Here is a 24,839-nt window from a genome sequence, read left to right on the forward strand (position 1 = left end):
GTTATCACTTTTTGATATTTTCAAGCATTCTAGTTAATGACCACCCTGCTGTGTTAATTAATTCGTTGACTCTTTCTTTTTGTCTGTAGTTTTTAATTATGATTTCTCTAATATCTGATCCATTTTTGTTAATTATGTAATCAATAATTGACTCTTTTTGGATTTTTCCGTTCTCCGCTTCTTGGAAATCTTTCTTTTTCATTTCCCCAATAATTCTGTCTAAGAAGAATGATTTGAAGGGTGGGGTGTCTGCATTTATCATAATTTCATTGTCTAAAACTATGGATAATTGCTCTGGTGTAACATATGCATTAGCAATTATCTTGCCATCGTTTACTCTTTTAATTGGAATTGAATTTTCCACTGGGTTTTCAATAATTTCTGGTTTGGAATGGGTTTCTGGCCCTTTTTTCATTTCTAATTGAGATGCTTTTGTAAAACTAGAATCTTTTAAGAATAAATCTAAAACAGTGATGTTTTTTTCTAACATTTCAATGGATTCTTGATGTTTGTCTATTTGTTCTACCAAACTTTCTTTCATAGCGACAATTTCCTTTACCTGCTCTTCAGAAAATTTCATAATTTGGTTAATGTGGGATGGGTATTAAATGCATTCTAGGTAATTATAATATCCAGTTCTTTGTATGATATTTTTTGAAATCCCTTAATTGATTTTGACGTGGTAAATAATTCTGACTTTGTAATAGTTGATAACCATTCTAAAAGATTTTCCCCTTTTTTTAATTTCATTAATTTTGTTTCTCTATCTATTTTTTTTGTCTTTGAAAATTTACCAATTTTTTTTCCAAAATCCATTCCAAACAAAATTATTTTTTTTGCCCCATAATGATTTGCAAGAAATACTCCTCTATCTCCATCAGTAAATCCACCAAAATTTTGTATTTTACTAAAAGGTTTTGATTGTGTTGTTCCAATACAATTTTTAAATTTTTTTGCTAATGCTAACTTTTCCATATTATCACCATGCGCATGAACAACAAAAATGGCTTGTGTTTTTGCAATTTTTTTTAATGTGTCTTCATCGCCATCCAAATCTGTAACTATGATGTTTGGCATGATTCCATTTTTTACAAGTGATTCAAGTGAACTATCTGCAGCAATTTTAATTGATTTTCTGTATCTTTTTAATACTGGGATGGCCGTTAATAACGAAGGGCCTGAACCAATAACAAAAACTGTTTTTCCTTCAATTAGGCGGATAATTTTCTGATTTGCGTTTGATTCTTTTAAAATTGAGTTTAACAGAATAGCTGACTCTTTATCCTTTTTTTCACTATAATTGAATTCTTTTAAAATATCTGCATATCTCTTTTTCCAACCTAATTTCATCATATGACTCAAATTGCATTAGATTTGATAAACCATGTGGCAAAACTTGCAAATGTAGGCGTAGGTGGAAAAAATCCTGTTCGAATAATGGGAATTCTAAATACAAGTCCTGAATCATTTTACAAAAAATCCATCCATACAAGTACGATTAAAATAAAAAATTACATAAAAGAGATGGAAAATGCAGGTGCTGATTTTATCGATGTTGGCGGAATGTCCACTGCACCATATCTGCCTACTATGATTTCTGAGAAAACAGAATCAAAAAGAGTTCTTTCTGCAATTAAAATTATTCAAAATGTCTCCAATCTACCAATCTCAGTTGATACATGTAGGGCCAAAGTTGCAAAAGATGCTTTGGAAAATGGTGTTGAAATAATCAATGACATTTCAGGATTAAAATATGATGATGAAATGAAAAAAGTAGTATCAAAGTTTTCACCCTCTCTAATTTTATGTGCATATGACTCTAAAACTGTTTTAGGAAATCCCATCACTTCAACTAAAAAACTTCTTAGAGAAAGTTTGAAAATAGCCAAAAGTTCTCATATTTCCTCTGAAAAAATTGTATTGGATCCTGCTATTGGATTTTTTAGAAAAACAGGGCAAGGTCAATTTTTTACCAAAATTAAGTCAGATTGGGTAGAGCGAGATCTATCGATAATTCAAAATTTGAATTTGATAAAACAAAGTTTTCCAATTTTGATCTCGGTTTCAAACAAATCTTTTCTGGGAAGAATTTTGGGAAAAGAAAATCCTGCTGATCGGTTATTTGGATCAATTGCAGCAGAGACAATCTCTGTTGTTAATGGGGTCGATGTTATCCGTACGCACAATGTACAGGCAACTAAAGATGCAATAACTGTTGCATCTAATCTGTCAAAACAACACAAAGGCTTATAATCAATATTTAACTTTCTTAACAAGGTTTCATTGGAATTTAAAGAAGGATTAACTTTTGACGATGTTCTTCTTGTACCCAAATATTCAGATATTACAAGCAGAAGTCAGACCGATCTAACAACAAAATTATCTCGAAATATATCAATTAACATTCCTTTTGTAAGTGCAAATATGGATACTGTTACAGAATCCTCCATGGCTGTAGCAATGGCTCGTGCTGGCGGTATTGGAATAATTCACAGATTTTTGACCATAGAAGAACAAGCACACGAGGTTCTCAAAGTAAAACGTTCAGGAAGCATAATGATAGAAAATCCATATTCTATTACTTCAAACAAGTCTGTTCAAGATGCTATAGATTATGCAAATGATATGGAAATATCTGGTCTTTTAGTGGTTGATTCAAATTCCAAATTAATAGGAATAATAACGGAGAGAGATTTACTTTTTGCTGATCCAAAACTTCGCATTGAAGATGTTATGACAAAAGATGTCATTACTGCAAAATTTGGGGTTTCTCTTGATGAGTCTAAAGAAATCTTGCATAAACATAGAATTGAAAAATTACCAATAGTTGATGATTCTGGAATGATCAAGGGATTGATAACAAGTAAAGATATTACAAACAATGCTGATTTTCCAAATGCGTCAAAAGATAAGAAAGGACGCCCACTCGTTGGTGCTGCAGTTGGTGTAAAAGGTGACTTTTTAGAAAGAAGTGAATCTCTTTTAGAAGCAGGTGCAGATGTACTTGTTGTTGATATTGCACATGGTCATAGTGAAAATGCCCTGAGTACAATTCGTAATATCAAAAAAGCATTTCCTGACTGTGAACTGATTGCAGGAAACATTGCAACTGCTCAAGGTGCTGAGGATTTGATTAAAGCAGGTGTTGATGCAGTTAAGGTTGGTGTTGGATCTGGATCAATTTGTATTACTAGAGTAATTACTGGTTCTGGCGTTCCACAATTAACAGCAGTGATGGATTGTGCAAAAATTGGCAAGGATTATGGCATTCCTATAATTTCTGATGGTGGGACTCGAACTTCTGGTGATGCGACAAAAGCATTAGCTTCTGGAGCATCGTCTGTAATGGTAGGCAGTATGCTTGGCGGAACTGATGAATCGCCTGGTACAGTTTTGACTAAAAATGGAAAACGCTTCAAAGTTTATCGTGGAATGGCTTCTTTAGCTGCTTCAATTGGTAGAAAATCCAAAGAAACAGGTTCAATTTCCCTTGATGATGATCTTAATGATTATGTTGCAGAAGGGGTTGAAGCAATGGTTCCTTACAAAGGAACTGTTACTGATATTCTCAAGCAACTAACTGGTGGGGTACGCTCTGGATTGAGTTATTGTGGTGCTCATACAATTACACAAATGCAAGAAAATGCAGAATTTATCAAAATGTCAAGAGCCGGATTTGCAGAAAGTCAGCCTCATGATGTTTCTTTGATGTAACTCCTGTTCCATGAATTTTGTGTAACAATTATGAACTTGAGGATTTTCACCTATAGTCTTCATGAAAAGCAATAATCAGTACAAAACGGGAATAGCTAATTTTTTAAGCAGTATCCTAAACAATTCAAACATGTTGTCCAAAAGAACTATCATTGGTTTGGTAATTGGAAGTGTAATTATCGCTATTGGTGGATATTCTCTGATTTTACATATTGGAACAATCACAATTAATGAAAATTATGTTGTAGCAGTAGGCGATTCTACATTTTATACCATACCTGCACCTGCGCATACACAACAAACTATGACGATTACTGGTGATTCTTTTGATATGAAACTTGAAAGTCCTGGAGATGGATTACAGATTCCTAATACTTCATACAAAAAGGAAGTGAGTTTGAACTGGACTCATCTAATAGACGGTGAAACAAAAATCCATATTCAAAATACTGGTAATGCTGAATTGATAATTACTGGAGTTTTAGTTAGAACTTCTGATCCAATATGGTTCACTTTTGATCTTATGGTTATTACTTCTGGTATGGTGATCATTGGATTTAGTATGGGTTTTACTCTAAGAAAACCTAAGGGATTTTAGCCAAGTTTTGCAGAAGGATACGAACCTAAAACTTTCATAAATAGTGTATCGTGTTTTATTTTTTCCAACATTTCTGAAATCTTTGAATCCTCTTTATGCCCTTCAAAATCCACATAGAAATTATATTCCCATGTGTTTGTTTTTGTTGGTCTTGATTCAATTTTTGTTAGATTTACATTATTTTTGTGAAAATTTTCTATAATCCGAAACAATGAGCCTGGCTCATGCTTTATTGAGAAAATTATTGATGTTTTGTCATTACCAGTAATTGGACTGTTTGTTTTTGACAAGATTAAAAATCTGGTATAATTATTTAGGTTATTTGTAATGTTACTGGAAATTATTGGCATTTCATAAATTTCTGCTGCGTTCTTACTTGCAATGCTTGCACAATTTCTTTTGTTTAATTCTTTAACGATTTTTACACTTCCTGCAGTATCATATGATGGAATTGTCTTCATACTGTGTTCTTCGATAAATTTTCTGCACTGTCCCAAAGCTTGTGGATGTGAGTAAACAGTATCCACCTCATCTAATCTGCCAATTCCAATTAAACAATGTTGAATTCTATGATAGACTTCTCCTATTGCATTTAGATCTGTAGAATACAATAAATCATAGCTTTCGCCAACGCTTCCTTCCAATGAATTCTCTACAGGTAAAATTGCATATTCTGTTTTATCTGATGATGTATTTTCTAATACTTCGGCAAATGTGGCAAACGAAACAGTATCTATTTCATTATTAAAAAATATTAGTGCCGCTGCTTCACTGTACGCACCTCGTTCACCTTGGAACGAAACATTTGTCATTTTTTATTCTCTCAATTTTATAAAATCGCTATTGCCGAAATTGGAAGAAAGTTTTCTTTCATCAATCCATGCACATTCTGTACATTTGATGGCATCACGCATTGGAACAACTTTTCCACCACATTTTCTACACTTTGTAAATAAAACCCCTAAATTTGGTTCACTAATTGTTGCATGAATTGTACCATTAAGATGATTTAGAATTTTTAATGCTACTATATCATTTACCAATGCAACATTTCTTATTCTTAAATTTCGTGTGGAACAAACACATTCTACTTTTGATGTAGTTGGTCTTCCATTAATGTAATCAATAGAAACCGCAATCATTGATGACATTACTGCTGCGACTGTCCCAATAACTATGTCATCTACTTGAGGAATTGATAGAAGTTTTGGATGTTTAATACTGGCAATTCGTGTTGTCTTGTCAATATCTTTTTCACCTATGGTTGCTGCTCTTACCATATCGCCATCATCAAAGGTGTTATTTCCAGCCTCATATTCTTCAATAGATGCTATTTTGTCTCCCGGAAATGTCGCATTTTCAGACATGCAGGGATTTTTGTTTTTATGATTATAATTGTTTGTGGTTTGAGCCTCTGTATTTTTTGCAAGTTCTACTGATTAGGAAAAAGGAGAAATCAAAACTAGTCCAGGTTCATCTGGAACAAATTTAATCATGGCAATATCTTTATCCAATACATTATTTTGAGACTCTAATTGACCCGGAATCTGACCATTTACTGTGACTAACATTTTTGATGCAACAAATTCTTTAGGAATGTATAATATTACATATTGTGGTTTATCAATAGAAAACGAGATCATTCCAATTTCAGGAATGAATTCAAAATTTGATACAACAGCAGGGCTTCGAATGTCAATCGTTTTAGTACCCTTGATGAATTGTGGTTGGAATTTCTCTCTGTTCTCTTTTGTTAGAGGATCATCTTCATATTTTTCTGAATCTTGAATCTCTAATCGCAATCCTTCAATGCAGTAATTTCTTGTATCTGGTTCTTCAATTAGGTTGCATAGTTCTTTACCCTTTTCAAAATCATGGTTTGTGAAAAATGCAAGTGTTGTTCCGGTAGACATACTGCATTCTACGTAATCATTTTTTTCAAGTTGCTTTGCATTACAAAGATTAGAAATCACATTCTTAGATATTCCGTCTCTTGTAAAAGCATTATCTGTATATTGCATCATGACACCTTTCACACACAAGATATCTTGATAAAACGACAAATCATCACATGATTCCAATGAAGAGTTTAGGTCATCTCCAAAATAATGAACAAATCCGTGCCCCAAACCATGAATGCAATCCTGATAGTTTGAAGAACCTATCAAGTCATCACATATTGTTTGATATGAATTTGGAAAAGATGCTTCAGATTTCCCAATATTGTGGAAGTAAGATGCTAGTACTCCATGAAAATAGCCTCCTCTACACATAGTACCGTCCATTCCTTGCAAGCTTTTTGTTACATCCCTAGTCTCATCGTATGCAACATGACCTATCTCATGAGATATAAAATGACAGTCATCCACCGTACCGATTTTCGACAGCGCTATTGATAATTCTAGTGCATCCAAGTTATTTTTCTCACTCTTTACAAGTTTGCCAAAAAACTGCGAATAGCAAACAAGACGTGATGTACTATCACCCATATATGCACATGTGTCTATGTCTTGAAGATATTTTATAGTCAAGATTTCTGAAGATAGTAATGGAGTAGAATCGTCAACATCCAAAATTCCATCATTGTCATCATCCGTGTCTTTATTTGAACCCACTCCATCAAAATCAAAATCAGACCAATCTAGAGGATCTGTGTCAAATTGATCAAGATAATCTGATACCATATCATTATCATCATTAGTATCACATTCATCACCCACTCCATCAAAATCAAAATCGGCCTGATCTGAATTTACGTTTAAAGGACAATTATCAATAGAATCCATTATGCTATCTTTATCCGAATCTGCAAATGTTGCAAATTCTGATAACAAAAAAGATACGCCAAAGGTAATTCCTAACAAAACAAGCAAGAATTTAATTTTCTTATCAACCACAAAGTATACCATTGAAGATGATTCGATATGGCGCTCCCTATATTTTAAATCATATGATAAAACTACTTTCTAGATACCATCTATAAACAAGAAATCATTATGTCCTATGATAGTTGTTAGTACACAATACAAGTCCTTTATTTTATTATGATAATCTGACAGAACTTTGGTAAATCATATAACCAGAAAAAGTTTGAAATAATCATGAAAGCTCTAGTGTATGATGAGTATACCACAGATGACGACTTTTCTAAAATCTTAAAAATTAAAGATCTCCCATTACCCAAACCAAAATCTAATGAGGTAGTTTTCAAAGTAAACGCAGCAGCATTAAACTATGATGATATTTGGGGAATGAGGGGAAAACCATTGGCCATTCCATTACCTCACATTTCTGGAACAGATGCTGCAGGTGAAGTAATTGCAGTAGGTAAGGATGTAAAAAACGTCAAAGTTGGTGATAGAATAGTCTCTCATGGAAATATGTCATGCAGAGTTTGCAAAGCATGTACTGATGGACGAGAATATGATTGCAGAAAGCGAGCAATATGGGGTTTTGAAACAGGTCCACTTTGGGGTGGCTATTGTGAATATACACATCTTCCAGAAGTAAATGTTGTAAAAATCCCTGATGGTGTTTCATATGATGAGGCAGCAGCCGCTTCAATGACTTTGTTGACATCATGGCATATGTTGGTAGGAAGAGCAAAAATTCAACCAGGACAGATTGTTCTGGTTATGGGTGGAAGTTCAGGTGTTGGAAACTATGGAATTCAAATTGCAAAACTTTTTGGGTGTATTGTAATTGCTACTGCCAGTCCTGACAAATTGGATAAACTATTGGAACTAGGAGCTGATTTTGCAGTAGATCATAGAAAAGAAGACTGGCATAAAGAGGTTAGATCAATTGCAAAAAAAATTCCAAAACAATATGGGGATGTTCCTGGAGTTGATGTGATTTTTGAGCATATTGGTGGTACTCATTGGAACAAAGAACTCACCCTGTTAAATTATGGTGGAACCATTGTCACCACTGGTGCAACTACAGGTTATGATGCAAAAACTGATCTTCGTCATATTTTCTTTAAGGGAATTAACATTTTAGGCTCTACTCAAGGAACTAGATCTGAATTAGAACAAGGTCTCTACTGGATGTCACAAGGAAAAATAAAATCTGTAATTGATTCGGTATTTCCATTGGAAGAAGCCGCAGAAGCTCACAGAAAGATGCTTACAGGTAAAGGACTATTTGGAAAAATCATTATGAGACCAAATTCTGATTAATAATGACTGATCCTAAAATAGATTCAATCTTAGATGAAGGTAATAGATTATTTTTACAAGGAAAACTAAAAGAAGCAATTATCTACTATGATGAAATTTTAAATGAAAATCCTTTGCATCTTAGCTCTCTTAACAATAAGGGATATGCTCTGAGCAAACTCAAGGATTATGAAAATGCTATGAAGTGTTATGATGCTGCATTACAAACATTCCCTGATGATCTTTCAGTCTTGATTAACAAAGTTTCATCATTTCGTAAACTGGGAAATTTTTCCAAAGCTCTATCACTTTGTGATGAAATTCTAAAAAATAATCCAAATTATAACATTGCATTATACCATAAAGAACGAATTTTATTCTCTATGGGAAAATTTGATGAGTCTATTTTATGTTGCAATAGTATATTGAATGATTATCCTAATAATGGTGATGTCTTGTTTGATAAATCCTGTAATCTTGCAATGCTTTCCAAAATAGATGAAGCACTTGATATGCTTGAGCGTGCAATATCTCAAGGATTGCAATACAAAATCAAGGCTAAAAAATCCAAATCCTTTGAAAAATTATTTGATAATTCTAGATTCAACAGCATGGTAATGTGATTACAACCAATGTGGGATCTCTAGATATTCTTCAATACTTTCGTTTCGTAAAATTTTAAGAAGCGCATTTGCTTGTGGTGAAGATAAAACTGGCTTGTCAAACTGATTATCCGTAGAGATTCTCGGGCATGCCACTTGAACAAAAGCATCTATTCCTTTAAGATTTTGTAATCTATCATTAGTAATATCTGTCAAACCAAATAACTGAACTTTCTTGCCTTCTTTCTCTAGCTCTTTTTTGATCTTTAAAGCAAACACTTTGGATAACTGTCCTTCTTTGAGTCCCACAATTACCCCAAATGTCTTTGCTTCAGCTGCTTTGTATATTGCAAGAGTTGCTTTCTTTTTTAATTTTTGAGCAAATTCGGTAATTTCTCTTACTTCATTAAAGTAAGGATCTAAAATGTATGTTGGTAAATTAGTTGATAGTGCAATTCCTGCTGCATGAAAATTACTTTGTCCTAAAAACACATAGGCATCAACTTCTTTTTTTAGTTCTGATGCAGGGTAAAACTCACAACCAAACACTTGACCGTCATTTAGTTGCCCCTTGCCTTTTCCGATTTTTACTTTGATTCCATTTTCTGTTAAAATTTTTTCAACTTTGTCTACTTGATGTAAGTGTTGGCTGTCTGTGACCAATGAAATAGTTTTTCCTTTTAATATTTCTGGGCATTTTTTTGCAACGCTGTCAAACTCTACATCATCATACGCGTCAATTAAAACAAGATTTTTTTCTAATGATTCAGTGTTAATTGTGTGTCCTATGTTGAATTGGATTTCTGCTCCAAGCACTTTGGAACCATTTGTATTGAGATCACATGTTCCCCATGTGGTATCTGCTAAAACATAAGCTGGAATTCCAAATTTCTCTGATATTCTCATGGCAGTTTCTTGAACCTGAGGCAAAATTCCATCCGGACCATTTAATGAAACTGAAGATGGATTTTTCTTTTCGATTTCTTTGAAAATCCTTTCTTCATCTATTATGATCAATTCAGCTTGGAATCTAACTTTATTAATTTAAATCAACTGAACCATCCAACAACTAAAAATGCCTTAATTATCAAAGTGAAATGTGGAAAAAGAAACCATTCTAAATATTGGGTTTGATGACACTGATTCACCCAAAGGAATGTGTACTACGTTTCTAGCCTACAAAATTGTTGATTTACTCAAAAAACAAAAAACTGAATTTCTTGATTTTCCAAGATTAATACGATTTAATCCTAACATTCCTTGGAAAACTAGAGGCAATGGAGCAGTTTCCATGAAAATTAAGACAAAAAACCCATCCAGTGTTAAAAGCCAAGTCAAAAATCTTGTTTCAAAATATTCTGATGTTAAAAATGGTGCCAATCCTGGCTTGGTATTTTTTGAAAGTGAAACAATTCCATCTGATTTTATTGATTTCAGTAACTTGGCTTTATGGAGATTAATTAATAGAAACAATGCAAAAAAATTTGCTAAAAAAAATCATCTTGAATTTTTTTACAAAGGAAACGGTCAAGGATTGGTTGGTGCAATTGGTGCAATCGGATATGATTTTCATGATCATACATTAGAGCTTTTGAGCTATCGCAAAAGATCCAAATTTGGAAAAGAAAGAAAGATTTCTCCAGACAGTGTAAAGATTATGCAGGAAAAAACTTTGCCAAATACATTTAACAGTTTTGATACGAAGAAAGGACGAGTTTTGATTACGCCACATGGACCCGATCCTGTTTTTTATGGTGTTAGAGGAGAAAATGTTGATTCACTTCTTTATGCCACTAAGATTCTAAAAAGTGAGGAAAAATTAGATGGGTATATGATATTCAAATCTAATCAAGGAACTGGAGATCATCTAAAAAATGAATTGACTTTTGAGAACATGTCACCTTATGCTTCAGGAAAAATTACTGGAATGGTGTCAAATACCCCTAAAACTGTTAAAGGAGGACATGTATTTTTTAAAATTAATTCAAATGATCATGAACTTTGGTGTGCAGTTTACAAACCAACTGGAATTACTACTATTGCTTCAAACTTGATTAAAGGAGACAAAGTCTGTGTAGGTGGCGGAGTAAGAAAAGCCTCTAAAAACTTTCCACGCATAATCAATCTTGAATTTATTGATGTCATCCACCTTGAAAAAAAACTCGTAACATCAAACCCTCTTTGCAAAAAATGTAATAAAAAGATGAAATCTAAAGGAAAGAATCAAGGATTTCAGTGTATCCGATGCGGGAAAAAAGCTTTGAGTAAGACTAGCAATGAAGTTTCAAGAAAAATCCAAAAAAAATTATATATTCCAAAAATGTCTGCCCATAGGCATCTTACAAGACCATCACAGAGAGTGGGATTAATCAACAAATCCACAAAATTTGACGAATCTCAATCATGGTTTTGTGTTTATAGAAACTATAGCGGGGAGTAGATTTGAACTACTGAACTGCGGGTTATGAGCCCGCCGGGATGACCTAGCCCTAATTAGTCTGGCTTCCCCACCCCGCTGAACATAAAAGAAGTCCAGCCGTATATACGCTTTATTAAAATCTTGAAAGTAATTAATAGGATTTGAAAAGGTAATCTTTTTGTGGATAAAAAAATCCAAATCGTTGCAATTGTTGGAGCTATAATATTTTCAGTATTGGTTTTAACGTCACCGTCTGATCCTATACCTTTACCAAAACCAATTTCTAATTCTCAAAATGATTTTGTTGCTATTTTAGCTGAAAAACTTGACAAACCTCGTGCAATTGCAGTTTATGAAAATAGAATTTTTGTTACAGAAAAAGATGGATTAATTAGAGTAGTTCAAGATGGAAATCTGTTAGAATCACCACTGGCTGCATTTCGTCCAGCTAATGTATTTGATGGAGGATTACTAGGAATTGCACTTCATCCAAATTTTCCAAATAATCATTTTCTCTATGTATTTCTGACATATGAAGAGGACGGAGAATTGTGGAATAAAATTATTCGAATAACGGAATCAGAAAATAAACTACAAGATGCTGAAACCATACTTGATAAAATTCCTGGCTCTTCATTTACAAATGGCGGTTTTATAAAATTTGGACCAGATGAAAAATTATACGTTGGCACTGGCACAATTTCTGATGCATCTCATCTTCCCCAGGATCTTAATTCTTTGTCTGGAAAAATATTAAGACTAAATGATGATGGAACAATTCCTGATGATAATCCGTTTTCAGATTCGCCAGTTTATTCCTTGGGACACAGAAATCCTCAAGGGATGACTTGGGATGATAAAGGAAATCTGTATGTATCTGAATTCGGACCTGAAAAAAATGATGAGATCAATATGATCAAAGCCGGAAAAAACTATGGATGGCCTGAGCAAGAATGCTCAGGCAATGTAAATTTTGAAGATGCCGTTCTTTGTTATGATCCAAGCATAGAGCCTGGCGGAATCCTGTTTTACACTGGAGATAAACTTGATTTTGAGTTTCCATTTATTATGGCATCTATGAGATCTGCCAATCTTTATCAGGTTGATTTTGAGGAAGGACTGAGCTCTCAAAAATCTATTCTTAGCGGAATTGGAAGAGTTCGCGATGTTGTAGAGGGTGATGATGGGAGTCTTTATGTAATTACTTCAAATACTGATGGAAAAGGTTTTCCAGATAGAACGGATGATAAATTGTTAAGGATACTAAAATAAAATGGCAGACTCGTCAATCTCAAAATTATTTGAAAAGTCAAGAAAAGAAAGACTGGACATCGTTGCAAATTTTGCAAATCTTTCTAATGATGAAATTAAAATTTTAGAAAATGAAAACGGTGGAATTTCATTTGATAAAGCAGATAAAATGGTTGAGAATGCTATTGGTACATTTTCATTGCCATTAGGTATTGCAACAAATTTCAAGATTAATGGCAAAGATTACATTATTCCAATGGTAATAGAAGAACCATCTGTAATTGCAGCAGCTTCCAAGGGAGCAAAAGTTGCACGAATTAAAGGTGGATTTGAAGTTTCAGCAATTGAATCATACAGTATTGGTCAAATACAAGTTTTAGATGTTGATATTCCAACAGCAATCAAGCAAATTGAAAATTCATCAGATGAAATTTTAAAATTAGCAAATTCTAAAAGTAACACTTTGTCTAAAATGGGAAAGGGCGCAAAAGAGATTTCATGTAAAGAAATTGATACACCATCTGGAAAAATGCTCATTGTTGAACTCTTAATTGATGTTGGAGATGCAATGGGTGCAAACGTTACAAATACGATGTGCGAAGCTGTTTCACCATTAATTGAAAATATTTCGGGAGGAAGAACATTGCTTCGTATTCTATCAAACTATTCTACTAGAAGAATTGCAAAAGCCCGAGCAATATTTGAAAAGGATGCAGTTGGAGGAGAAGAAGTAGTTGACAATATTATTTTGGCATATGAATTTGCTGACAATGATGTGTATAGAGCAGTTACTCATAACAAAGGAATCATGAATGGAATTGTTGCAGTTGCAAATGCAGTTGGTCAAGACAGCAGAGCCATTGAGGCTGCAGCAAATGCATATGCTGCTGAATCTGGAAGATATTGTTCCCTTAGTAAGTGGAGTAAAGATGATGAGGGAAATTTAATTGGAACTTTGGAGATTCCACTATCTGTTGGAATAGTTGGTGGAATAGCAAATGTCCATCCTGTGGCAAAGGTTTGCACCAAAATTCTAGGTGTTTCATCAGCACAAGAACTTGCATGTATAATTACTGCTACAGGATTGGCTCAAAATTATAGTGCCATCCGTGCTCTTTCAACTGAAGGAATTCAGAAAGGTCACATGCGTCTTCATGCTAGGAATCTTGCAGCTGCTGCGGGAGCTACTACTGAACAAATTGATGATATTGTTCAAAAAATGATTCAAGAAAAGAAAATTTCACTTGATAGGGCTAAAGAGTTACTTGAGCAAATTTAAACATGAGATTATATAGATAAAAAATGAAAAAATTGAAAATGTCTGAAGTAAAATTTGCAATTCCTAAAGGAAGTTTGGAAGAGGCCACTTTCAAATTATTAGAAAGATCTTGGACTAAAGTTAATCGAAAGAGTAGAACTTATCGAGTGTATCTGGATGATCCAAGTATAATTGTCAAAATGCTTCGTCCACAAGAGATCCCAACTATGGTGGCTGAAGGACTGTATGATGTAGGCATTACTGGTAAGGATTGGGTTGGAGAGACAAATTCTGATGTTGAAGCTATTTTGGATTTAGAATATGGAAAAATCAGACTAGTGATAGCTTTTCCAGACAAATATAATTACAAAAATCTTGATGAGATGATTGCAGATTACGGAAAAAAGAAAAAGACACTTCGTATATCTTCAGAATATCTTACTACAGCTTCAAAATTTCTAAAACAATCAAAATCATATAAAAAATATCATGGCTCCAAAGATCCACTTATCGTAACACCCTGGGTCAGATTGGGAACAAACAAAAGCGTCCAAATTCATTTGTCCTTTGGTGCAACTGAGGCAAAGCCTCCTGAAGACGTAGATGCTATAATGGATGTAACTGAAACCGGAACAACATTAAAACAAAATAAATTGAAAATTGTAGATGAAATTCTTACATCTACTGCACACTTGATTGTAAACAAAAACTCGCTAAAGGATCCCAAAAAACGTGAAAAAATATTTGATATCGTCACTCTTATGAGAGGTGCTGTTCATGGCAGAAAGTATTTGCACATTTACCTGAATGTCGAGGAAAAAAATCTAAAGAAACTTTTAGCTGAAATGCCATCTCTAAAGAGACCTACTGTCAGTCCACTAAGCGAAGAGGGATGGTTTGGAATAAACACTGTAATTAAAAAAGAGGAATTCCACAAACTCATTCCTAAACTAAGAAAGATTGCTCAAGGTCTTGTGGTTCATGAACCACGACAAATTCTTGAGCTCGAGGAGATCAAGCGTGATGAAGAAAATTGATGAGAATAATCAAAGTATCTAATGTTGAAAAATTTGCCTCTAAAATTATTCCAAAACACCCTCAAAAAAATAAATCCATAATTGAATCCATTTTAAAAGATGTACAAAAAAATGGCGATAAAGCAATAAGAAAATATGAAAAAAAATTCAGCAAGGCAAAAATCACTTCTTTACGTTTGTCTCAGGTTGAAATAAAAAATGCATATTCTAAAGTGTCAAAATCTGAACTTGATGCAATTCGTTTAGCAAAAACTAGACTTGAAAAAACAGAAAAATCCATTAAATCGCTATTAAAAAATAAAACGATCAATAATGATGGAATAAAAATAACCAAAAAATTCATTCCAATACAGAGTGTTGGATGTTATGTTCCTGGAGGTTTGGCACGATATCCAAGTTCTGCCATAATGTCTATAGTTCCAGCTAAAGTTGTCGGAGTGCCAAGAATTGCAGTGGTGTCGCCACCAAACTCTGATGGTACAATTGATCCACTGACAATTGTTGCAGCAGACATTTGTGGTGCAAATGAAATATACAAAACAGGTGGTGTGCAAGCAATTGCTGCACTATCGTTTGGAACAAATACAATATCCAAAGTTGATAAGATAGTCGGTCCAGGCGGTGCATTTGTAACTGGTGCAAAATTTCTTGCAAGTGCTCAAACTGGAATTGATATGCTTGCAGGTCCCACTGAATTGGGAATTATTGCAGATAATTCTGCAAATCCAAAATTTGTTGCATTGGATTTAATTTCACAAGCAGAACACAGTAGTGATACTTTTTGCTATCTTATTACTACTTCAGAAAAACTTGCAAAGTCAGTAGATAATATGATTTCTGAATTGCTCTTAAAAATTCAAAGAGTAAATATTGTAAAATCTAGTCTGAAAAATAACGGCTTTATTGCAATTTGTAAGACTAAATCTGATATGACAAAACTTGCAAATATGCTAGCACCTGAACATCTACAAATAATGGCAAAAAACCCATCATCAATTTCCTCCCAAATTACCTCTTCTGGCCTGGTTTTACTTGGGAATGACACGCCATCTTCTGCAAGTGACTATATTTTAGGCTCAAATCACATTCTTCCTACCAATGGATTTGGAAAAATCCGTGGCTCCCTTTCAGTTTTGGATTTCATTAAAACAAATACTGAGGTCATCTGCTCAAAGTCCTCGTTGCCAAAACTTTCAAAACATTTAGAGGTCTTAACTAATGCTGAAGGACTTTTCAATCACTATGAATCAGTTAGAGGTAGGTTAGAATGAAGAAAAACTGGTTTGATGAAAAAATAAAAAAATTCTCTTTGATTGGTGGTTACAAAAAACCTGAACTTCTTAAAGATGCGGTAAAGCTTGATTCAAATGAAAACTATGTAATTTCAAAACAATTTCAAAATGACATTCTTTTATCGGCAAAAAAAAGCTCTGATGTAAGAGAATATCCACTTGGTGGTGCAGAACGATTAATTGATATGATATCCAAATTCATCAAAGTATCTTCTTCGATGATTGGAGTAGGAAATGGCTCTGATCAAATTTTGGATTTGATACTTTCTAATTTTGCATCAAAAGAAACCAAAGTTCTTACATCAAATCCTACATTTGGATTTTTTGAAGAACGCTGTAAATTATATTCAATTCCGTTAATTGCAATTCCGTTTTCAAACTCAATGAAATTAGATGTAAAAGATTTTATGAAACAATCTAAAGATGCATCTATACTTTATCTAGACTCTCCAAATAACCCGACTGGATTTCAATTTTCCAAAAATGACTTGACCAAACTTGTTAAATCTTTTGAGGGTCTTGTGATAATTGATGAGGCATATGGGGAATTTGGCGATTATTCTCTTGCAAACATGGTGAAAACTCAGGAAAACTTGATTGTAGTGCAGACTCTTTCCAAATCATTTGGTTTGGCTGGACTACGACTGGGGTATTTTATTGCAAATAAGAAATTCACTGATACTTTTATGACCGTACTACAATATCCTTATCCTTTGAGTACAATTACAATTGAATCCGGAATTTCTGCTTTAGAAAAATCTGATCTCATGAAAGATGCAGTGAATAACATCAAAACTGAAAGAAAAAGAGTTATTGAAACTTTACAAAAATATGATTCCTTTGAAGTCTTTGATTCCAAGGCTAATTTTGTGCTTTTTGATGCTCATGGTTCCTACAAGCGAGTATTTGCAGCCCTTGCAGAACAGGGAATCTCAATTCGTAAACTGGGAAAAATTGGAAGTCATGAAGGATGCCTTCGGGTTACAATAGGTACTAAAGAGATGAACTCAAAATTCTTACTTGCAATTCGTGACTTGTTGGGATGACTTTAACAAAAAAATTTGATGGAATTTATTTTGATGATTCAAGCGTTGACTTGCTTGATGGAATAGATGCTGTGATCTTTGATTGTGATGGCGTTTTAATTGATATTACAAAATCATACGATTCGGCAATCATCAAAACCACTAAATACATTTTAGAAACTTTTGCAAAAATTAATGATTCTGTAGATGTGGATTTTAAAATAATTGATGGGTTCAAATCCACTGGTGGATTCAATGATGAGGTTGATCTTACATATGCCGCAATAATTTCCCTAGTTGCAGCAAAAAAATTACAAAAAGATCCATATGATTTTATTTTTGATGTGATAAAAAATGCTGATTCCACCGGCATTGCATCAGTAGAAAAATATTTGGATGCTCTAACTGATATATCTGAGATTAAAAAACAATTATCTTATCCCGGTCCACATCATGAAAATATTCTGTATCAAAATTTTGATCAAATTTTTTACGGCCCAGAACTGTATGAAAAATTATTTGCCAAGTCTTCAAAATTTACTTCTCCGGGTCTAATTGAACAGGATGATGTAATTTTAAATGATGAATTGCTTGAAAAACTACAAAATAAATTTGGTTCAAAAATTGCAATGGTTACAGGTAGAGGAAAAGAATCTGTAAGTTATTCATTAAAAGAATTGATAAATAAATTTGATTTGAAAAATTCAGCATTTTTGGAGGATGAACCAAGAGAACTTGCAAAACCAAATCCTAAATCCCTTTTAGATTCAATTAGTGGCATGAATAGCGTTTCTACATTATATGTTGGGGATTCAATGGAAGATTTCATTATGGCAAAAAAGGTCACTGACTTGGGATACAAAACTATTTTTTGTGGAATTATGGGGACTAGCAAAAATCCTAAAGAAAAACTTGAATTATTTGAGAGAAATGGCGCCATCTTGGTATTGGACTCGATTAACTTGCTCCCGAAGGTATTAAATTTAGAATAAAGCAAAATCTATAGTCTGAGAAAATATGGTTATTAGAAAAGCCTCAATCAAACGAAATACCAAAGAAACCAGCGTTCAAGTATCTGCAAATATTGATGGAACGGGTAAAACAAGCATCAAAACTGGCATTAATTTTCTTGATCACCTGATGGTATCTTTTGGAAAGCACGGAATGATGGATTTGAAGGTTAATGCAAAATCTAATGATGGAATTGAACACCATCTAATTGAAGATACTGCAATTACCCTGGGGCAAGCAATAGACAAAGCACTAGGATCCAGAAAAGGAATTACAAGATTTAGCTATGCATCAGTTCCGATGGATGAATCGCTGGCAGAAGCTTCAATTGATTTGATAAAGCGCCCATTTTGGAAATTAACTCTATTAATTAAGCGAAATAAGATTGAAGATATTTCAAAAGAAGATCTTGAACATTTTTTTCAGTCGTTACTTCAAAATCTGAATAGCTGTATTCACCTTACTGTAAAGTATGGGGATAATGATCACCACAAAGTTGAAGCTGCCATAAAGTCACTTGCAGTTGCTTTTAGAAATGCATCTTTAATGGATAAAAAACAAAAAGGAATTCCAAGTACAAAAGGTTCAATGTAATGGTCAGTGTGGCAATCTTTGATTATGGTGCTGGAAATATTTTCAGCTTAAAAAACTCGTTAGAAAAAGCAGGAGCATCTGTTGATGTAATTACAAACTTTGATGAGCCTAACAAATATTCTGGTTTGTTACTTCCAGGTGTGGGAAACTTTGATCCTGCAATTAACAGCATTCGGAATTATTCTAAAACTGAATTTCGAGACTATGTGGGAGACATGCCCGTACTTGGAATTTGTCTTGGCATGGAGATGTTTTTTGAAAAAAGCGAAGAAGGAAAAGAGAGTGGACTCAATGTAATTGATGGTGAAGTGATTGTACTTCCACCAACTCTTAAAGTCCCTCATATGGGATGGAACGATCTTGAAATCAAAAAACCTGGAAAAATTCTTGAAGGTGTTGATGATGGCTCATGGGTTTATTTTGTTCACTCTTACAGAGTAAAACCAAGCTCTGATGATGTAATTACAGCAGTGTCTGATTATGGAATAAAGGTTCCAGCAGTAGTTGAGAAAGATAATTTCATTGGTACCCAATTTCATCCAGAAAAATCAAGTACTGTTGGAAAGATGATGATTAAGAATTTTCTTGATGTGTGCAAAAAATGAAAATTATTCCTGCAATTGACTTGATGGATGGACAAGTAGTTCGGCTCTACAAGGGTGATCCAAATCAAAAAACTGTGTATAGTGATGATCCTGTGGATATTGCAAAAACATGGGAAGCAAACGGTGCAGATATGCTGCATGTTGTGGATTTGGATGCAACTTTAGGATTGGGTTCAAACATTCCAATAATAAAGAAAATTTTAGAGCAAGTTACAATCCCAGTAGAAGTAGCTGGTGGTCTGAGAGATGAATCACTAATTTTAGATGTTCTAAAAATATGTGATAGAGTAGTAATTGGAACTTTGGCATTTAAAGACAAGGCATTGTTAAAGAAATTACTCTTATCTTTGGGTTCTGAAAGAATTGTAATATCGGTTGATCACAAAGACGGTGAAATTGTTATTCATGGATGGCAGGATAAAACCGGAATAAAACTAGTTGATTCAATTAAAGAATTCCTTGAAATGGGATTTACTGAATTTTTGCTAACAAATGTGAGTCGTGATGGGACTCTGGAAGGCCCTGACTTGGAATTTTTAGAGCAAGCATGTAATCTTGAGAATGCTAATGTAATTGCCAGCGGTGGAATCTCAAATGTCAATGATGTTAAAGATGTTAAGGAAAAAAATCCATACGGAGTAATATTGGGAAAGGCTCTTTATGAAAACAAAATTTCAATAGAGGAAGCAAAGAGAATAGCATGACTTTAACAAAACGAATAATCCCATGTCTTGATGTAAAAAATGGCAGAGTAGTAAAGGGTCTTCATTTTGAATCAATAAAGGATGCAGGAGATCCTGTGGAATTAGCTAGAAAATACAGTGATGAGGGTGCTGATGAATTGGTATTTTTAGACATTACCGCATCTGATGAACAAAGAGAGACAATCAAAGATTTAGTTCGAAGAGTTGCATCCGTAATTGATATTCCATTTACTGTTGGTGGTGGTGTCAAATCATTAGATGATGCAAGAAACATTTTACTTAATGGTGCTGACAAAGTAGGTATCAATACTGGCGCAATAAAAAATCCGCAAATAATTACTGAATTGATGGAATTGTTTGGCAGGCAATGTGTTGTAGTTGCAATTGATGCAAAAAGAAATTATGATTTAAAAGATGGTGTAACTGTTTTTTCTGAAAACGGGCAATCTTTTTGGTATGAGGTTTTCATTTATGGCGGAAAAAAAGAAACTGGAATTGATGTCATACAATGGGCCAAAAAAGTAGACGAACTAGGTGCTGGAGAGATTCTACTTACCAGCATTGATAGAGATGGAACAAAAGACGGCTATGATATTTTATTGACAACATCAATTGTTGATTCTGTTTCTATTCCCGTGATTGCATCAGGTGGTTGCGGAAAACCATCTGACATGGTTGATGTATTTGAAAAATCAAATGTTGATGCTGCATTGGCTGCATCCATTTTTCACTATGAAACTCATGGAGTAAAAGGCGTCAAAACATACCTAAAAGAAAAAGAAATTCCTGTAAGGTTATAAAACCTGTTATTAATTTTGAAACATGCAAAAATCTATCGATGACATTGATTTTGAAAAAAGTGGAGGCCTAGTTCCAGTAATTGTTCAGGATATACTCACAAAAGATGTTTTGACTCTAGCATATGCAAACAAAGAATCGCTTGAACTTGCAAAAAAAACAGGAAACTCTTGGTTTTGGAGCCGCTCAAGAAACAAACTTTGGATGAAAGGAGAGGAATCAGGCAATACTCAAAAAATTAAAGAAATCCTAGTTGATTGCGATTCTGATGCAATTATTTATCTTGTAGAGCCGTTAGGTCCAGCTTGTCATTTGGGTGAAAAAGTATGCTTTCACAATTCATTAGAAAAATAAACTAGCATACTGATTCATAACTATCCTCTTCACCTGGAAGAATATCTTCGGTAATTTTAAATTCTAAATTTGGATAGTCTGTACCTCTGAACACCACCCTCCAATCCCCGATGAAATCCTCTACAGAACAATATCCTTTAATTTTTGATAGCTGAGGTTCAAGATAATAATTGAATGCTGGTCTTTCAGCACCGTCAAATGGAATAGTCCAATAAACAGAGTAATGACTGCTATTTAATGGTCTGAGAAAAACTATCTGCCCTTTTTCATCATAACTAATTCCGTTAATCCTTAGAAAAATTTTCTCACCTAAAACATATTCACTACGATCAATTTGAAATGGTCCTGATGTAAGCCATTCTCTCTCTTTTGGTGAATATTCATTTTCTAAATTGATTTTTTCTATCTCATCTAATTTCTCTTGAACTTCGGCATTCTCTTCAACTGGAACTAATTCCTTATCCATTGCATCTTCAACTTCCATTGATCCTGTTTCTTCACTCTGATTCATAATTACCATCATTGTAATTATCATTGTAACTATTAGTAATCCTGATCCAACCAGAATCCCGATCTTTGCAATGTTTTTCAATGATAGGAATTTTGTGAAAATATCTAAAAACCTTCCTCATAATTGAGAAATTTCAATAATTGCTTCTTTTAAGAGGTTTTTTCATGTTTAAGCGTTTTTTATCAATTTTTTTATATTTCAGCAAAAATTTTCCACTATATTTTTATTGAATAGAATTAAGTATTACTTAACTTGATATTAGGATTTTTTATCTATGTTCTGTGAGGAAAAACTGATCTTGACTAAAACATCGTTGCAATGCAGGGAATGCAAAAAAGACTATGATAATGCTTTCAAGTATATCTGTGATGAGTGTTTTGGACCCCTTGATGTAAAATATGACTTTCCTGCACTCCCTAGAAATACATTTACAAATCGTGAACATACCTATTGGCGATATTTTGAACTGCTGCCTGTAGAGAATAAATCAAATATTGTCAGCATTGGCGCTGGCATGACTCCTCTAATTAAGGCTGACAATCTTGGAAAAAAATTAGGACTAAACAATCTTTACATCAAAAATGATTCTGTAAATCCAACATTTTCATTCAAAGATAGACCTGCAGGAGTTGCAGTATCAAAAGCAAAAGAATTTGGATTGTCTGCTGTTGGTTGTGCATCTACTGGTAATCTGGCGTCAGCTACTGCAGCACATGCAGCAAAAGCTGGAATGCCTTGCCATGTATTTGCTCCAAGTAACATTGAGATGGCAAAAATCACACAGGCATTATCTTATGGTGCAAACTATATCGCAGTTGATGGAACATACGATGATGCAAACAGAATTGCTGCACAAATTGGTGACAGCAAAGGAATTGGAATAGTAAACATTAACATGCGTTCTCATTATGTGGAAGGATCTAAAACATTTGCATTTGAAGTTGCAGAACAACTTGATTGGCAAGTACCAGATCAAGTTATAATTCCAGTAGGAAGTGGTGCAATGCTTAATGCTATTTGTAAAGGATTTGAGGAACTACAAACTGTTTCATTGATTAATGATGTATCTAACATGCATATGATTGCAGCACAACCACATGGATGTGCACCTATAGTTGACGCATTTAAGAAAAATTCTAAAGCAGTGATTCCAGTTGAGAATCCTGACACCATTGCAAAAAGTCTAGCCATTGGTGATCCTGGTGATGGCAGATATGTTCTAAAACGTTTAGCACAGTATAATGGATTTGCAGAAGAATGTAACAACAAGGAAATACTTGATGCAATTTTATTACTTGCGCAAACTGAAGGAATATTCACAGAGCCTGCAGGTGGAGTGTCAGTCTCTGTTCTCCAAAAAATGGTAGAACAAGGAAAGATTGACGCAAATGACAAAGTGGTTTGTTACGTAACTGGCAATGGTCTAAAGGCAACAGAATCAATCATGGAAGTTTTGAAAAAACCTGACGTACTAAAAGCAGACATATCAGAAATATCGGCGGTAGTAAACTAATGGCAAATATCACATTTACAATACCCTCAGTTTTGAACCAAAGCGGAGGGGAGAAAAAGACTGAGATTTCAGCTGATTCCCTTACTGACGCGTTTGCAAAAATTTCAGAATTAATGGGTGATGACTTTAAGCGAAGAGTTTTGGAAAGTGATGGTGTTCCACGCTCATTGATTAACATCTACATCAATGGAAAGAATGCAAAATTCTCTAGCGGCATGGACACTTTATTAAAAGACGGTGATGAAGTTTACATTTTGCCTGCAGTAGCTGGTGGTTCTGAAGAACTATCTGCAAAAGAGCTTGACAAATTTTCACGACAAGTAATGCTTGAAGAGATTGGTTATAATGGACAACTAAAACTAAAAAACTCCAAAGTCTGTGTTGTTGGAGCTGGTGGTTTGGGAAATCCTATTACATCAAGGTTGGCTGCAATGGGAGTTGGAACTCTAAGAATTGTTGACAGAGATGTAATTGAATTATCAAATTTGCATCGACAAACAATGTTTGATGAGGATGATGTTGGCCAAATCAAAGTTGAAGTAGCTGCAAAAAAATTACAGAAGCTAAACCCTGATTGTAACATAGAGGCATTAGCTGTATCTGTTAATGATTATACGGCACTTGAAGTAGTTGAAGGATGTGACGTTGTAATTGATGCACTTGATAGTGTCAATGCAAGATATGCGTTAAACAAAGCGTGTGTAAAATTTGGAATTCCATTTGTAACAGGAGCTGCAGTTGGGGTTTCAGGACAAGCATTTACTATTTTACCAAAGGAATCCGCATGTTATTATTGCATGTTCCCTGATCTAAATGAGGATACAATGCCAACATGTAGTATTGAGGGTGTTCACCCATCAATACTGTCTATAGTTGGTGGAATAGAAGTTGCAGAAGCTGTAAAAATCATTATTGGGAAAAAACCAAGTCTGTCTGAAAAAATACTTCACATTGATTTGGAAAATCTTGACTTTAACAGTGTCCGAACATTTCGAGCTGAGGAGTGTCCAATTTGCGGAACAGGAAAACTTGAAGTCATTCCTAAAGAAGAATTAATTTTGGAAGAACTATGTGGCAGAAACAGAGGAAAGCGAACATACTCTATTACTCCAACTGAAACATTTGATCTTGATGTAAATAATGTAACTGACATTGCAAAAGAGAAAGGATTCATTGTAGATAATCAAGGAAACTTGGGATTATCGATGAGAACTAATGAATTGTCTGTAAGTTTTATGAAGAAGGGATCGGCTGTCATTGTTGGTCCAAAAGATGAGGCAGAAGCTATTGCATTGTATAAAAGCCTCTTAGGAAAAGAGATCAAGGCATAAAATAGTCTGTAAAATTTACATAAATTATTAGAAATAAATGAAATATATGGGGATCATTTGAT

General features: G+C 34.0%; 26 protein-coding genes and 1 tRNA gene. 19 read left to right on the top strand and 8 right to left on the bottom strand.

Annotated features, from left to right (window positions below):
- Positions 1-4: 4 nt before the first annotated feature.
- Together OO712_RS01070 and OO712_RS01075 are read right to left on the bottom strand one after the other, a co-directional pair.
- A complete protein-coding gene (locus tag OO712_RS01070; RefSeq protein ID WP_109877396.1) occupies positions 5-580 on the bottom strand; it encodes a hypothetical protein in 576 nt (191 codons plus the stop codon).
- A gap of 35 nt (positions 581-615) precedes the next feature.
- A complete protein-coding gene (locus tag OO712_RS01075) occupies positions 616-1,353 on the bottom strand; it encodes a 6-hydroxymethylpterin diphosphokinase MptE-like protein (protein WP_109877395.1) in 738 nt (245 codons plus the stop codon).
- On the opposite strand from OO712_RS01075, the gene folP reads away from it, so the two are divergent.
- From folP to OO712_RS01090, 3 genes are all read left to right on the top strand, one after another.
- A complete protein-coding gene (folP, locus tag OO712_RS01080) occupies positions 1,354-2,253 on the top strand; it encodes a dihydropteroate synthase (protein ID WP_370684794.1) in 900 nt (299 codons plus the stop codon). It abuts the gene before it with no gap.
- A 30-nt stretch (positions 2,254-2,283) separates the two neighbouring features.
- Positions 2,284-3,714, top strand: coding sequence for an IMP dehydrogenase (guaB, locus tag OO712_RS01085; protein ID WP_109877394.1), 1,431 nt, complete (start codon positions 2,284-2,286; stop codon positions 3,712-3,714).
- A gap of 130 nt (positions 3,715-3,844) precedes the next feature.
- Entirely contained in the window at positions 3,845-4,312 is a 468-nt protein-coding gene (locus OO712_RS01090) for a hypothetical protein (protein ID WP_109877393.1), read from the top strand.
- Here OO712_RS01090 and pheA read toward each other — a convergent pair.
- From pheA to OO712_RS01105, 3 genes are all read right to left on the bottom strand, one after another.
- Positions 4,309-5,124, bottom strand: a complete 816-nt coding sequence (pheA, locus tag OO712_RS01095) for a prephenate dehydratase (protein ID WP_109877392.1) — start codon at positions 5,122-5,124, stop codon at positions 4,309-4,311. The two genes, OO712_RS01090 and pheA, sit on opposite strands and share 4 nt — an antisense overlap.
- Before the next feature lie 3 nt (positions 5,125-5,127).
- Positions 5,128-5,679, bottom strand: a complete 552-nt coding sequence (locus OO712_RS01100; RefSeq protein WP_109877391.1) for an exosome complex RNA-binding protein Csl4 — start codon at positions 5,677-5,679, stop codon at positions 5,128-5,130.
- Between the two features lie 72 nt (positions 5,680-5,751).
- The gene (locus tag OO712_RS01105) at positions 5,752-7,209 is read right to left on the bottom strand and encodes a thrombospondin type 3 repeat-containing protein (protein WP_225866917.1); all 1,458 of its coding nucleotides are present in this window, start codon (positions 7,207-7,209) and stop codon (positions 5,752-5,754) included.
- Between the two features lie 204 nt (positions 7,210-7,413).
- Here OO712_RS01105 and OO712_RS01110 point away from each other — a divergent pair, with 204 nt between their 5' ends.
- Together OO712_RS01110 and OO712_RS01115 are read left to right on the top strand one after the other, a co-directional pair.
- Positions 7,414-8,493 (top strand): zinc-binding dehydrogenase, encoded by a 1,080-nt coding sequence (locus OO712_RS01110; protein ID WP_109877390.1) that lies wholly within the window; start codon positions 7,414-7,416, stop codon positions 8,491-8,493.
- 2 nt (positions 8,494-8,495) lie between these two features.
- Positions 8,496-9,095: a tetratricopeptide repeat protein gene (locus tag OO712_RS01115; protein WP_109877389.1), complete on the top strand. Its 600-nt coding sequence runs from the start codon at positions 8,496-8,498 to the stop codon at positions 9,093-9,095.
- On the opposite strand, the gene dph2 is transcribed toward OO712_RS01115, so the two are convergent.
- Positions 9,096-10,091 (bottom strand): diphthamide biosynthesis enzyme Dph2, encoded by a 996-nt coding sequence (dph2, locus tag OO712_RS01120; RefSeq protein ID WP_109877388.1) that lies wholly within the window; start codon positions 10,089-10,091, stop codon positions 9,096-9,098. It abuts the gene before it with no gap.
- 82 nt (positions 10,092-10,173) lie between these two features.
- Between dph2 and OO712_RS01125 the strand changes: the two genes are divergently transcribed.
- Entirely contained in the window at positions 10,174-11,514 is a 1,341-nt protein-coding gene (locus OO712_RS01125; RefSeq protein WP_425342917.1) for a tRNA(Ile)(2)-agmatinylcytidine synthase, read from the top strand.
- Here the strand turns inward: OO712_RS01125 and OO712_RS01130 are convergent.
- A tRNA-Met gene (locus OO712_RS01130) sits at positions 11,502-11,591 on the bottom strand. The genes OO712_RS01125 and OO712_RS01130 overlap by 13 nt on opposite strands.
- 82 nt (positions 11,592-11,673) lie before the next feature.
- Here OO712_RS01130 and OO712_RS01135 point away from each other — a divergent pair.
- Genes OO712_RS01135 through hisI form a run of 11 tightly spaced genes read left to right on the top strand, consistent with a single transcriptional unit; the run spans position 11,674 to position 21,422 of the window.
- Positions 11,674-12,765 carry a PQQ-dependent sugar dehydrogenase gene (locus OO712_RS01135; protein ID WP_109877387.1) on the top strand — a complete coding sequence of 364 codons (1,092 nt, stop codon included), beginning with the start codon at positions 11,674-11,676 and terminating at the stop codon, positions 12,763-12,765.
- A 1-nt stretch (position 12,766) separates the two neighbouring features.
- Complete coding sequence (locus OO712_RS01140; protein ID WP_109877386.1) at positions 12,767-14,023, top strand: hydroxymethylglutaryl-CoA reductase, degradative; 1,257 nt, start codon at positions 12,767-12,769, stop codon at positions 14,021-14,023.
- Between the two features lie 38 nt (positions 14,024-14,061).
- Positions 14,062-15,039: an ATP phosphoribosyltransferase gene (gene hisG / locus OO712_RS01145; RefSeq protein ID WP_109877418.1), complete on the top strand. Its 978-nt coding sequence runs from the start codon at positions 14,062-14,064 to the stop codon at positions 15,037-15,039.
- A complete protein-coding gene (hisD, locus tag OO712_RS01150) occupies positions 15,039-16,310 on the top strand; it encodes a histidinol dehydrogenase (RefSeq protein WP_109877385.1) in 1,272 nt (423 codons plus the stop codon). Before hisG ends, hisD begins: the two co-directional genes overlap by 1 nt.
- Entirely contained in the window at positions 16,307-17,377 is a 1,071-nt protein-coding gene (gene hisC, locus OO712_RS01155; RefSeq protein ID WP_109877384.1) for a histidinol-phosphate transaminase, read from the top strand. The genes hisD and hisC overlap by 4 nt, the downstream gene beginning before the upstream one ends.
- Positions 17,374-18,348, top strand: coding sequence for an HAD family hydrolase (locus OO712_RS01160; RefSeq protein ID WP_109877383.1), 975 nt, complete (start codon positions 17,374-17,376; stop codon positions 18,346-18,348). Before hisC ends, OO712_RS01160 begins: the two co-directional genes overlap by 4 nt.
- Before the next feature lie 25 nt (positions 18,349-18,373).
- Positions 18,374-18,961 (top strand): imidazoleglycerol-phosphate dehydratase HisB, encoded by a 588-nt coding sequence (gene hisB, locus OO712_RS01165; RefSeq protein WP_109877382.1) that lies wholly within the window; start codon positions 18,374-18,376, stop codon positions 18,959-18,961.
- Positions 18,961-19,566, top strand: coding sequence for an imidazole glycerol phosphate synthase subunit HisH (gene hisH, locus OO712_RS01170; RefSeq protein WP_109877381.1), 606 nt, complete (start codon positions 18,961-18,963; stop codon positions 19,564-19,566). Before hisB ends, hisH begins: the two co-directional genes overlap by 1 nt.
- The gene (gene hisA, locus OO712_RS01175) at positions 19,563-20,270 is read left to right on the top strand and encodes a 1-(5-phosphoribosyl)-5-[(5-phosphoribosylamino)methylideneamino]imidazole-4-carboxamide isomerase (RefSeq protein WP_109877380.1); all 708 of its coding nucleotides are present in this window, start codon (positions 19,563-19,565) and stop codon (positions 20,268-20,270) included. Before hisH ends, hisA begins: the two co-directional genes overlap by 4 nt.
- Positions 20,267-21,070 carry an imidazole glycerol phosphate synthase subunit HisF gene (gene hisF, locus OO712_RS01180; RefSeq protein ID WP_109877379.1) on the top strand — a complete coding sequence of 268 codons (804 nt, stop codon included), beginning with the start codon at positions 20,267-20,269 and terminating at the stop codon, positions 21,068-21,070. Before hisA ends, hisF begins: the two co-directional genes overlap by 4 nt.
- Positions 21,071-21,092: 22 nt before the next feature.
- Positions 21,093-21,422 (top strand): phosphoribosyl-AMP cyclohydrolase, encoded by a 330-nt coding sequence (hisI, locus tag OO712_RS01185; protein ID WP_109877378.1) that lies wholly within the window; start codon positions 21,093-21,095, stop codon positions 21,420-21,422.
- A 1-nt stretch (position 21,423) separates the two neighbouring features.
- Here the strand turns inward: hisI and OO712_RS01190 are convergent, their stop codons facing one another.
- A complete protein-coding gene (locus OO712_RS01190) occupies positions 21,424-21,957 on the bottom strand; it encodes a hypothetical protein (RefSeq protein WP_109877417.1) in 534 nt (177 codons plus the stop codon).
- Positions 21,958-22,231: 274 nt separating this feature from the next.
- Here OO712_RS01190 and OO712_RS01195 point away from each other — a divergent pair, with 274 nt between their 5' ends.
- Positions 22,232-23,446: a threonine synthase gene (locus OO712_RS01195; RefSeq protein WP_109877416.1), complete on the top strand. Its 1,215-nt coding sequence runs from the start codon at positions 22,232-22,234 to the stop codon at positions 23,444-23,446.
- Positions 23,446-24,777 (top strand): ThiF family adenylyltransferase, encoded by a 1,332-nt coding sequence (locus OO712_RS01200; RefSeq protein ID WP_109877377.1) that lies wholly within the window; start codon positions 23,446-23,448, stop codon positions 24,775-24,777. The genes OO712_RS01195 and OO712_RS01200 overlap by 1 nt, the downstream gene beginning before the upstream one ends.
- Positions 24,778-24,839: the final 62 nt, after the last annotated feature.

Origin of the sequence: Nitrosopumilus zosterae (assembly GCF_025998175.1) — an archaeon.
Classification (GTDB): domain Archaea; phylum Thermoproteota; class Nitrososphaeria; order Nitrososphaerales; family Nitrosopumilaceae; genus Nitrosopumilus; species Nitrosopumilus zosterae.